Below are 12,897 nucleotides of genomic sequence, written 5' to 3' on the forward strand. Positions count from 1 at the left end.
AGTTTTCAATACCTAGTATTGTTAATTTCCAAAATTGTATCGAAGCGTGATTCCTGAGCGAATTGTCGTCTGTGGAAATGCCGTAGAAACTGCAAATTCAGAGAAGGTATGATCGTAGTAGAACAATGCTGTTAGGTTTCTACTCAATGCATAATCAGCCGTGAATTTTAACGACCAAAGTGTTTGTCCCGCAGTTACTTGATTGTTGAATAAATCCAAACTGCGAATTATTGTGATGTTATCTCGCAATGACAAATCTGCTTTTAGGTTTAAATCTCCTTTAAGCGTCGTTTTCTTTCCTGCAATTCTCGTATCGATACGTACATCTTTGAAACGATAACCAAGTCCTACAATGTATTCGTTTCCAGAAACTTCTGTTAGTAAGTTGTTATCAAAGCTTAACGATAAAGCTCTATCGCGTTTTACTTCTGCCAAGATTTTAATAGAATTTTTCATCTCCATATCAATTCGAAGTAATGGATTGAATTGCTCTACCAAGTTGATATTAGAGAAAATATTCTGATTGTGGAAGTTTCCACCTTGGTCTAAGTTGGAAGTACCAAATGGGTTAGACGCGTCGTAATCCAAGTTATTTCTAAACGAATTGATGGTATAGCTTGAACGATACCCGTGTGTCAATGAAAAACGCTTGAAACGCTTTTTGAACCATTTTAAACGCATCAAACCAGTATATTTTATGGTCCAGTTCGGAATTGGCACGTCTCTAAAAGCACCGAGTTTTACATCGTTTGCATCTTGTCCTGTGTACGCTGCTAAGAACGCTGGCAATAATACAGCCTGATTTGTTTTTCCGAATCCGTCAGGGAAACCGTCAGCATCTGTATCTGTCAATGGTTGTCCATTGGCAATAGCCAAACGACGCGCGATGATTTCTCGGTTATTTTCAAAGTCCGCAAACGTTGCCGATTCGTTTTCATCGCTTTTCTTAAATGCTGTTTTTATCAATACCGTAGAAATTCCGAAGTTTCCAAACGTGTTTCCAGCACCGTTTGGCGATAAGGAAATGTATTCGCCGTTTTGCACATTAAATTGCTCTGAGAAATTTTCCGAATAATTACGATTGGCAACTACATCAATTTTCAAATCGCGCATTGGCTCCACTAATGCCGTGATGTCTAAGTTTTTATTGTGTACTTGTGTGAATTGCTGATTGAATCCTGAGAATTCTGTTAAATAGCCTTGTCGCGCTGCTTCGTAACGAACGTCTGCTTGACTACCAAATACGAATCCGAGAGAAGGTTTCAATGTTCCAATAAATCCAATAGATGGTGTATATCCTGGTAATACTTTACCATTGTTTTCCGAATACGCAATATTGATTCGTTTTACACTTCCCACCACATCTACCAAGGTGTTGAAAATTTTTGTTCCAACGCTAGATTTGTTCGAGTTCTTATTGTCAGTATTCTGCGCTTCGTTTCCGCTAGGAACGCCAGGACTACGAGGATTTCTTGTTCGTAAATTGGTTTTACTATTTCGTTTATCCTTTCGCACAAAACCTAAATACTTATAGAACTTTGTCATATCCAACGTAGCATTTAAGTTGTGTGTATTTGCGTTTTGAATCGTGTTTAAACGCTCGCCTGCTACTTGCTGCAATACATCCGAACCACGCTGCCAGTTAAAATCTCCTGTGTAACTGTACGCAGCTGTTAAAAAGCTCAATGTTGGAATTTTATTCAGCGGTAAATCATAGGTTAGTTGCAATGATTGCGTATGTGTATTTGGCTCTCCAATATCCCAGAAACCATCCCAAATACCTAAATCTTGGTTGATGTCTCCATCTTCGTCAAAGAAATTATTGACAATATTATTATTGGCTGCCGTAAAGTTGAAACGCAGTGAATTTGTCAAATTATAATTGATAGCATACGACCAATCAAACAAGAAATTACGCTGCTGTAAACGCGGTAAATTGTCTGCATTCGCATCAGGCAATAATGGATCTCTATAAATTTGATCGTTAAAGCTTCTTGTGATGTTTGAATTTAATGAAATGCTTGTTGGTAATGGATTGAAATTGAAGTCTTTTAACCATTTCCAGTATCTTCCTGTAAATAACGAATCGTTTTTCTTAAACGGTTCTATAGATTTTGGTTGGAAGTTAAAATTGTAATCCAATCCTGCGCGTACATTTTGATCGCGAAGCGATTTGATTTCGTAATCGTGATGCTCTGTTTCGTTGTACGAATAGGAAAGTGTTAAGTTTTCTACATCATAAAAACGAGCTTTTTGTTCTGCTCCGCGTTCTTTCCGAACGCCAATAAAATTGATACTTTTTCGCTTTGTGTAGGTGATGGCTTGCTCACGAATACGATCTTTGTCTTCTTGGGTTTCCGCCAAATCCAATCGGTCTTCCAAGCGAATATCTTGATAGAATGGATCAAACTCTGGCGTGATAATTTCTTCCCCAATACTATAATTGAACGGAATTTTAATCCCCCACTTTTTCGGTAATAGTTGTCCCAAACTTACATTGGTCACTACATCATACTGCTTGATGTCTTCCCTGCTACGATCGTTTGGCGATTGTTCTATATTTCCAAATCCCACTGTACTGATTCTTCCTGTTGCAGAAATGGTTGCAAAATCAGCCAAATTCGCATCTAACGAACCGACAGCTGCCCAACCACCGCGATTTTCGAGTTCTGCTAAACGCAATTCATTAAACCAAAATTCTCCACAAATTGGAATTCCGCCAGTTGGTGTATCGGTATCATCCAATTCTGTTGCGGTGTTATTTTTTATACCTACCATTAAGGAACGTACACGACCAATGGTTGGATTACCAATAATAGCTACACGCATTTTATCTTCTGCTCCTGCATATGTTTCCCCTAAATTACTTTCTGTATAGGTTCCAAAATTAGCAAATTGATTGTCTATTAAAGCTCCATTATCTGTGTAATAGGCAACTTCAGAAGCTCCTGTAGCATTGTTGAAGTTTGCTGCTTTTATTCGTGTAAGCAATGCTAGTGGAATGTCAAATTCGTTTCGCCACACATCTTCCGGCAGTGATTCATCTGGCAAGGTTACATTTAGCGGAATTTCCACTTGGTAATAGTTTTGCGTAAAGTCGTTTCCAAATCGTAAAAACGCGACGGCTTGTTGGTCGCCTAATGGTTGTGTTTGTCCGAAAAGTGATTCCGCATGCACAAACATTTTTAAGTTTTTGTACTGACGCAAATCGACATCTACATTTTTGAAAACACCACGCGAATCGCCTGCTTCCAAATCGCACAACACCATTCCGAGCGATTGTTCATTTTGACGAATTACCGTGTTGTTATTGTTTAATTGCTCACGTACCACACCTGGCGGAATTACATATCCAATTGGTAATTTGTTAGCGTTTTCTTCAATGTTTACGATGTTTACATCAAATTGCGTTCCGTCATCTTGCGGGTCGTCATCGTTCGCTTCTAACGACAAATTGTAACGTCTCCAATCACCACGAATCAAATCTAAAGTTCCAAAACGAAGTACTGTTGGCTCGTTAAAGCCTGTCATATACATACGGATAAAACGAACGGCACGTAAATCGTCTAAAGAAATACGATCGTCCGGATCTTGCTTATAGAAATCTGTAATTGGAATTTTAAATTGAATCCAACGTGAACTGATTTGCTGTTGATTTGGCAAATCGGTCGTTACTAAACGTTCATCAGTAATGTAACTTGTTGCTGTTCCAATGTTTGGATTGATAGGAATTCTGAATTGGAAATAATTATCAATCGTATTCATCGTTTGGTCACGGTTGATATCTTCCACATCTGGCACCGTTGTAGCACCTCTGTTGGTATCTGTAACAGCAATTGGCGAGTTTCCTTGTGTTCCGTTATAGTTTTTGTAACGCTGTAAGATATCTCCAGAAGCATTTAAGAAATACTGATAGTTATCTGCTGCCGGATCGGCTTCACCCGCATAATTGTCATAGGTTAACGCTTCTTCCGTATCGTTCAAACCATCCAAACCAATATCTTGCACTTGACGATTGGCTTCCTCTGAATCAAATGCATAGACTAGCGATTGTGTTTGCGGTACTTTTCCCCAAGCAGTTTGTGTTACTAACTGGTTTAACGCATCCGCTTCTGGCAACCCGTTTTCGTATTGCTTACGACCGTCTTTTAAGATATCTTCTGAAATATTACCAATGTTTAAGACCAATTCTCCACCTGTACTGGTAGTGTTATCACTTGAGAAATATGGGTCTAGTAACCAGAATTGAATGTATTCAACATTGGCTTGCTCAAAATTCGTCGTCGTAACAGGACGCATAATTCCTCCCCAATTTTGATTTGGTGATTGGTTCGGGAAATTTGGATTGTTGTTATACGGACCTCTTTCGTTTGGATAGTAGGCTAAATCGAGTGTGTTTTGAACCGTTGTTTGTCCGCGTGCAATGTCAGTTTGTGGAAATATTTCTTCTACAAATATTCTACGTGTTTCACTTCTAGAAACATCATTATCACTGATTTCGCCTGGCGCTTGATTTCCGTAGAAAATTGGGTCAATGCTATACCAAGCCAATCGCGCACGGTTGTAACCATATTGTAAATCGTCGTTTCCAAATTGTCCACCCAAGTTATCACCGAGCGAGTTTCCTGGCGTTCCTGGTGTACTTGCTAAAAACCAACCTAGTGGAGATTTGATATCAATCAGTGCTTGTGCACCTTCAAAATCATCTACATACGCTGTAGCTTCTCCTTGAAAATCGGCATTTTTTGGACTCCCTGGAAGTAAGTATGCAAATTCACCACGAATAGAAACATTGGAAGGCACATCAGTATCCACATTTGGTAGTTTGTTTACCAAACGTGTTAAAAACGGTACTTCTGTAGAATAGTTTCCATTAAATCCAAAGATAGAGTTGTTTACAGGTTCTTGCCCGTAGTTTGCTTTTTGTGTAATTGGTCGCTCGTTGAGATTCAAATAGGTTGCTCCAATTAAGAAGTTTTCGTTGAATTGATGCTCAATGTTAATTCCTGTAAATCGTTTGTTTTGCTGACCGAATAACGCATTGTTTTCTACCGAAACGTTAATTGGTGTATTGGATGCTTTTAAAGCTTCGTCTAAAATGGTTACGCGTCCCGCTTGATAGTTTACCGTATAGTCAATTCCTTCTTGCAACACACGTCCACCAGCAGTTACTACTACAGAACCTCGCGGCACATTGAACGCACCGAGTGGAATTCCGTCGCCACCTTGCGATTTGTAACGTCCTTTCAATTGGAATTTGTTTTGTTCTGCATTGTCTAGCGCGCCAGCTTTGGTTTCTTCATACATCGAGCGGTACACGTATAGCGACTGATTGGCATTATACCCTGCAGGCGTATTATAGTTTTCCGTAGGTGAGTTTCGAAGTTTTTCAAATAGAAATTCTCCAAAAGGCTCTACTGTGGTAAAAATAATCCGTCCAAATTCTTGATCGACTGTAATTCCAGGCAAATAGTCAAAGAAACCATCTCCACCTGCTTGTGGATTGTCGTAAATATCCAATCGGTCAAGATTGAATACTTTTAGTAAGATTTCGTCTGCTACGTCTTCTGGCAATGCTGGTCCGCCTGCTGCTGCAGTGATATAGTTTACGGGCGAAGGATCCGTATATAAAATATTTAAACGAAAATCTTCTGGACTTAATTGATACGCGTTTGTTGCGTAGATGTTTTTCATCATCAAATCCCAAATAGGATCTTCAACTTCCGTAATGGCGCTTTTTAAGAGTTTTACAACTAGATTTTGATTTTCAATGTCTGTTGCCACACCATTCGTGTCCGTGTTTGTTACCTGCGTTGCATCGATTCCTCCATTGGCAAATTCACCCACTTGAAATACTTGTCCGTTTGCGGTGTATTGATACGCTACTGCTAGTACTTCGTCATTGCTGAGTCGCTGGTTTAGCGATATGTATCCTAGTTTTGTATCTACTTTGTATTCGTTTTCGTTCAGCTTTCGAGCATTTTCTAAGAAAACGTAGTCAAATCCTTGCTGTACGTTGTTCGCTAGTACGCCAAAACCTTGTTGTACCGTAGCAATGTCACGAATTTGATCCGTTAATACAGAGCCACCTGTTCCAATAGCTACTGGATTGTAGTCGTTGTTCGCATTGGCTGGAAGTGCTCCTGGGTTTGCTGAGTTGAAGAATCCTGCAGGCACGGTTCCACTGTTGTTGATTCTTGTTTTGGCAGGATCGGCTTCTCCTAAATCTTGCAAACCTACAATGTTACGTACGTTTTGTGTTTGTGCAGAACGGTTGGTTACCCAAACTTCCACACGCGTAATTTCTACAGGTGTATTTTTAAATGGATAGTTTGCCAACGCTTCATCGTAATTATCTCTAAAATATTGTGATAAAAAGAAGTGTCGGTCTTCGTCATAGTCGAGCGCAAATAAGGCAAATTCTTCAATGGTTCCGCCACCTTGTGCTGTAATGCTCCTCGTTTGTGAGCGTTGTTCGGAGAAAACTCCTGTGAAGCGAGTTTTTCCAAATTGCAATTCTGTTTTTACACCAAATAGACTTTGTGCACCTGTAATGAGCGAGCTATTGAGTGGCATGCTTACGTTACCTACTTCAATTTTTTGCAAAATATCATCTTCCGTTGGCGTGTATTCTAATTTGATTTGATTTTGGAAGTCGAACGTAGATTCTGTATCGTAGTTGGCGTTAATTTGCAGGCGTTCACCTACTTTTCCCAATAAACTTAAACTGATGCGCTGGTCAAAATCAAAACTTAAATTGCTTCGGTTTCTCGGTGATAAGGCTGGATTGTCATTTTTTTGAAAACGCACACCTAAGTCAATTGCCACCGAACCTTGCGGAATTACCTCAATGGTATTTCCTCCAAAAATAGTTTCAAAAAAGTTAGAGTTGATTTCAAATATTGGCAGTAAGTTTTTTATTCCGTCTTTTGAATCCTCTTTTTTACCAGCAATCGCATCGAGTTTTTCTTTGAAGTAGCCTTTCATGCTTTCTTTCAGTAACAACTCTTGAAATTGCTTTGGCGTTAAGATGAGCGGATATCTAATATCGAAATTCGCTACGGTTTCTGTGTAGATGTAGCGATCTGTTTTTGGGTCATAGGTATATTTTGAGACAATGCTGGATGGATCTTTTAGTTTTATTTCTCCAATCGCATATCCCGTTTTTGTTGAGTCTGACGGCGTTGGTGTCGGTTCTTGCGCCGTGAGTATGGTGCTAAATAACAAAATAAATACAACTAGTGTATTTTTGGTGTAATTTGTCATTAGGTTGGTAATGTTTTTCAAAGTAATTATAAGTTTTTTAATGCCATCTTTATCAACTCTTCTACACTTCCGTTTGGCATTTCTTTCATTATTTTATCGAGTACTTTTTCAGATTGTTTTCGGGTGTACCCTAATACTTCCAAAGCAGATAACGTTTCTTCTTTGTTTGTATTGTTTTGAGACATCGAAACTTCGTCAAGATCGTATAATTTTATGATTTTATCTTTTAATTCTATGATAACACGCTGTGCTGTTTTTGCCCCAATCCCTTTTACGCCTTGAATGGTTGCCACATCGCCGCCGCCAATTGCTTCACATATTTGCTCTGCAGTTAAGGAAGAAAGCATCGTTCGAGCTGTACTTGTTCCAATTCCTGAAACTGAGATGAGTAAACGAAAAATAGCACGCTCTGATTTTTGAAAAAAACCATAAAGCGTGTGCGCATCTTCTCTAACATGAAGGTGCGTAAATAATTTTATGTTTTCTTGGTTTGGGATTTGCGCATACGTTGTGAGAGAAATGTTGATAAAGTATCCGACTCCATTGCATTCTATCACTACATCTGTTGGATTTTTCTCTACGAGCTTTCCCTGTATGTGAGTAATCATGTATTCGTTGCTGCTAGTTAAAGTCCCAAATGTAATAAATTTATTCACATTTATTTAAGGATTTAAGCCTTTAATATACCAACGCGCTATACTAAGTGATTTTAGAGCAATTTACGACTCTTCTTTTCGGAGCGCCCACTTTTCTTTTTCTTGTGCGTCAACCGCCGCCACAGCTGCCATGTTGATGATTTCATCCACACTTGCACCGAGTTGTAAAATGTGAACTGGTTTGCGCATTCCTAACATGATTGGTCCAATAGAATCAGCTTTGTTTAACTCTTTCATGAGTTTGTAGGTAATGTTTGCTGCATCTAGATTTGGAAAAACAAGTGTATTGACTTCTTTTCCTGCCAATTTGGAGAATGGAAATTTTTCCGAAAGCATTTCTTTGTTTAAGGCAAAATCTGATTGTACTGCACCGTCTACATTGATATTTGGATAGTATCTGTGTAAAAATGCTACAGCTTCACCTACTTTTTTAGCGTCTTCATGTTCCGATGAACCAAAGTTTGAATAAGACAACATCGCAATATTAGGCTCCAAACCGAACATTTTTACCGTAAGCGCTGTCATTTGCGCAATTTTTGCTAAGTCGCGCGCCGAAGGATTTATGTTGATGGATGTATCTGACAAGAATATCGGTCCGCGCTCTGTAATCATTAAGTTTGTGGTAGCTGCTTTTCGCACGCCTTTTGCCGTTCCAATTAATTCTAGCATCGGTTTTACTACGGTTGGATAGCTACGGGAGTAGCCTGAAATTAATCCGTCTGCATAGCCATCATTCACCAACATCGCTGCAAAATAGTTACGCTCTCGCATCATTTTTTTAGCATCAATCTTAGTGACACCTTTGCGTTTTCGTGATTCCCAGTAGATTTCTGCAAATTTTTGTCGCAACTCTCTTTGGTCTTCACTCTTCGGATCAATGATTTCTACATCATCTTCAAATTCGAGTTCTTCTCTGAGTTCGTGAATGCGTTTTTCATTTCCTAATAAGATAGGAATGGCAATTCCTTCATCATACACATATTGCGCTGCTTTGAGAACATCCAAATGATCGGCTTCTGCAAATACAATACGTTTTTTATTGCTACGCGCTCTTTTGTGTAATAATCGAATGATTTTGTTGTCTGCACCCAATCTGTGCAACAATTCGTCTTCATAACGCGCCCAGTCTTCAATAGGCTCTGTTGCCACGCCAGAATCCATTGCTGCTTTGGCAACCGCTGGTGGAATTTTTGCTATTAATCGCGGATCAAATGGTTTTGGAATGATGTATTCTTTACCGAAATTAAGTTTGGTTTCTGCATAGGCAATATTTACTTGCTCAGGCACAGGCTCTTTTGCCAATTCTGCCAATGCTTTGACAGCCGCCATTTTCATTTCTTCGTTAATTTTTGTCGCACGTACATCTAAGGCACCACGAAAAATAAACGGAAAACCTAACACATTGTTTACTTGATTCGGATGATCGGAACGTCCTGTTGCCATGATGATATCTTCGCGCGAAGCAATGGCTTCTTCATACGAGATTTCAGGTGTCGGATTTGCCATCGCAAATACAATTGGGTTTTCTGCCATAGAGCGCAACATGTCTTGCGAGACAATATTTCCAACCGATAATCCTAAAAATACATCTGCACCTTTTAGTGCGTCTGCCAGTGAGTCGTAATGTTTTGCCGTACGGAAACGCGCCTGCATCGGTGATAAGTCTGTTCGGTTTTTGTGCAATAAACCATCTACATCAAACATGGCGATGTTTTCCAATTTCGCGCCCAACGCCACATATAAATTCATACAAGAAATCGCCGCAGAACCTGCTCCAGATACTACAAAACGTACATCTTCAATGTTTTTTTCTGCCAATTCTAACGCATTTATCAACGCTGCCGAAGAGATGATGGCTGTTCCATGCTGATCGTCGTGCATTACTGGAATATCCAATTCTTCAATGAGTCTGCGCTCTATTTCGAAAGCTTCTGGTGCTTTGATATCTTCCAAGTTGATTCCTCCAAAAGTTGGCGCAATGTTTTTAACCGTATTGATAAATTCGTCCACATCTTTGGTATCCACTTCAATATCGAACACATCAATATCCGCAAAGATTTTAAAGAGCAAGCCTTTTCCTTCCATCACAGGTTTGGAAGCTTCCGGACCAATATCACCCAGACCTAAAACGGCAGTTCCGTTAGAGATTACCGCCACCAAGTTTCCTTTGGTCGTGTATTTGTAAACGTTTTTTTTGTCTTTATGGATTTCTAAACAAGGCTCGGCAACGCCTGGAGAATAGGCTAGAGATAAATCGCGTTGTGTAGCGTATCTTTTAGTAGGAACTACTTTAATTTTTCCAGGTTGCGGTTTCGCATGATATATCAGTGCTTCTCTCCTTTTACGTTCTTCATTGTTTTTGCTCATTGTAGGTCATTTTTTTGCCCTTGTATGTGACTATGTGAATTTACAAATTTATGAGTATGCAAGTAAAGGAAAAAATTTAATAGCTTTTCTTTGGCATTATTTAACGTCCTTAAGCTATTCTAGTCCTTTTTCCGTTTTTAAAAATTTAATATTTCGCACCAAACCTGTATATTTTGTTCGTTTTACTGCCGATTTTTTAAAGATTTCGCTAAAGACTTCTTGCGTAATTTCTTCCCACTCTTTTTTGCTCATCGAAAGCAATTCTGGATGCGGATTGAACAATGGTTCGTTGTGCGGTTTTGAGAAACGATTCCACGGACATACATCTTGACATACATCGCAGCCAAACATCCAATTGTCAAACTGCCCTTGTACGTGTGTTGGAATTTCGTTTTTAAGTTCGATGGTAAAATAGGAGATACATTTGCTTCCGTCAACTACATAGGGTTCAACTATGGCTTGTGTTGGACACGCATCAATACAAGCGGTACAACTTCCGCAATGGTCAGTAACTGGCGCATCGTATTCCAATTCCAAATCGATGATGAGTTCTGCAATAAAATAGAACGAACCTACTTTTTGCGTGAGTAAGTTGCTGTGTTTTCCAATCCAGCCCAAACCGCTTTTTGCCGCCCACGCTTTGTCAAGTACTGGTGCAGAATCCACAAAAGCGCGTCCTGAGACTTCTCCAATTTCTTCTTGAATGAAGTGTAATAGTTGTTTGAGTTTGTCTTTGATGACGAAATGATAGTCCATTCCGTAAGCATATTTGGAAATTTTGGGCGCTTCCGAATCTTTTTGTGTTTCCGATGGATAGTAATTTAACAATAATGACACTACCGATTTGGAACCTTCTACCAATTTTGTCGGATCAAGTCGTTTGTCGAAATGATTTTCCATGTACTGCATTTCGCCATGCATGTTTTGGTTGAGCCACGCTTCTAATCGCGGTGCTTCTTCTTCTAAAAATGCTGCTTTTGAGATTCCACACGATAAAAAACCCAAGCGTTTGGCTTCGGCTTTGATAAGATTTGTATGTTTTTCTTTCGAATTCAAGCAGTTCGTTTTGAGAACGTTAGTTTTACATTTATAGGTTTTAGGGTGATTAGCGGCGAAATTTCTATGTGTTGTTGATTCGTTTTGATGTTGTACTTTTTCAACATTTGATAGACAGACAACATCATTTCATACATCGCAAAGTTATTTCCAATACACATGCGCGGTCCTGCACCGAACGGAAAGTAATAATTGGTGATTTCTTTTCGATTTTCATCAGAAAAACGTTCTGGAATAAAATCGTTTGGATGTTTCCAGTAGGCTGAATTTCGGTGTAATTCGTAGAAAGAAATTCCAATCATCGTTCCTTTTTCTACCGTGTAATCGCCAAACGAATCGCCTTCAATTGCTACTCTATCCGTAATCCACGCTGGCGGATATAAACGCATCGACTCTTCTACGCAGTTTTTTACGTAGCTGAGTTTGCCAATTTTTTCCATGGGCGATAGTGTTTCGTCAATCGCGTCAATTTCAGCTAAAACTTTTTGATAGACTTCTGGATTTTTAGCGATGAGTTGAAACGTGAATGTGAGTGCGTTTGCGGTAGTTTCATGTCCCGCCACAAAAAAGATGAGAATTTCGTCAATGAGTTGTTCGTTTGTCATGGAAGTGCCATCGTCTTCGTATTTTGCTTTGAGCAACATATCGAGCAAATCGTCGTGTTCTTTGTCAGAATTTCTACGCTCTTCGATGACTTTATTGATGATTTCTCGGCTTTCTTTGACGAGTACTAAATGTTTTTTGACCAATCCGCTAACGTTGTACCACCATTGTTTGTGCGGTTGACGGATTTCTCGAATGATAAAACCTTGCAGCGTTTCGATGATTTTTTGCAAACGATGCATCGTGTTTTCGTCCGAAGAATAGTTGAACAACGATTTTGCCACAACATGAAACGCCAGTTCATTCATGATGGGATACGTGTCAATATTTGTATTTTCTGGAAGATTTGACAACTGCTTTTCAATCGTTTTATCCATGATGGCGACCAATCTTTGCAGCTTTTCCTTGTGAAATGCAGGTTGAATCAGTCGTCGTTGTTTTAGCCAATACTCACCACTTGAAGTCAACAATCCTTTGCCAACGTATTTGGATAAGAACTTGGTCTGGATTTTTGATTTGTTATAGTTCCGATGATTTTTTCGCAGCAAATGCTTTATGATTTCTGCATCGCGCGTTAGCATGATTTTTTTAGAAAACGGCGGCGAAATCGCAAACGAATCACCATGCTTTTCAAAATTTTCTTTGTGAAACGGAATCGGATTTCGCGTAATCGACGACGATTTTAAGAAGATTTTGTAGAATGGGATTGTTTTTGGGTAGCGGTACATTTTTTTGGTGTTAGGTGTTGGGTTTTTGTTGATTTGTTAATTCGTCAATTTGTTGTTTTTTATTTACTACTTGACTCTTGGTTAGCTGTTAATTTACTTCTTTCAATTTTGCATCAAAACTTCAACTAATAACCTTATAAACATCTATACTTCGTAGTTGATTCGTCTTTTAGTCTTTTCTTAGAACTAATATGACTTTTACATTTAAAATTCAACATTTA

5 protein-coding genes are annotated in these 12,897 nt (G+C 39.1%); all 5 read right to left on the reverse strand.

The features are described from left to right. Positions 1-21: 21 nt before the first annotated feature. The 5 genes from sov to C8N46_RS02230 all read right to left on the reverse strand — a co-directional run bounded on the left by sov (position 22) and on the right by C8N46_RS02230 (position 12,676). Positions 22-7,287 carry a T9SS outer membrane translocon Sov/SprA gene (gene sov, locus C8N46_RS02210; protein WP_108113213.1) on the reverse strand — a complete coding sequence of 2,422 codons (7,266 nt, stop codon included), beginning with the start codon at positions 7,285-7,287 and terminating at the stop codon, positions 22-24. Positions 7,288-7,292: 5 nt separating this feature from the next. Next, positions 7,293-7,874 (reverse strand): Holliday junction branch migration protein RuvA, encoded by a 582-nt coding sequence (gene ruvA, locus C8N46_RS02215; RefSeq protein WP_108113214.1) that lies wholly within the window; start codon positions 7,872-7,874, stop codon positions 7,293-7,295. Positions 7,875-7,985: 111 nt separating this feature from the next. Further along, positions 7,986-10,289, reverse strand: a complete 2,304-nt coding sequence (locus C8N46_RS02220) for an NADP-dependent malic enzyme (protein WP_108113215.1) — start codon at positions 10,287-10,289, stop codon at positions 7,986-7,988. Between the two features lie 114 nt (positions 10,290-10,403). Then, positions 10,404-11,345 (reverse strand): tRNA epoxyqueuosine(34) reductase QueG, encoded by a 942-nt coding sequence (queG, locus tag C8N46_RS02225; RefSeq protein WP_108113216.1) that lies wholly within the window; start codon positions 11,343-11,345, stop codon positions 10,404-10,406. Next, positions 11,342-12,676 carry a cytochrome P450 gene (locus C8N46_RS02230; RefSeq protein WP_108113217.1) on the reverse strand — a complete coding sequence of 445 codons (1,335 nt, stop codon included), beginning with the start codon at positions 12,674-12,676 and terminating at the stop codon, positions 11,342-11,344. Before C8N46_RS02230 ends, queG begins: the two co-directional genes overlap by 4 nt. Between the last annotated feature and the right edge of the window lie 221 nt (positions 12,677-12,897).

The organism is Kordia periserrulae, from assembly GCF_003054265.1.
In the GTDB taxonomy this organism is placed as follows: domain Bacteria; phylum Bacteroidota; class Bacteroidia; order Flavobacteriales; family Flavobacteriaceae; genus Kordia; species Kordia periserrulae.

Bases quoted from the DNA above. Each gene is read 5' to 3' on its own strand.
- C8N46_RS02220 (WP_108113215.1), bottom strand. From the start codon at position 10,289: ATGAGCAAAAACAATGAAGAACGTAAAAGGAGAGAAGCACTGATATAT.
- ruvA (WP_108113214.1), bottom strand. From the start codon at position 7,874: ATGATTACTCACATACAGGGAAAGCTCGTAGAGAAAAATCCAACAGAT.
- C8N46_RS02230 (WP_108113217.1), bottom strand. From the start codon at position 12,676: ATGTACCGCTACCCAAAAACAATCCCATTCTACAAAATCTTCTTAAAA.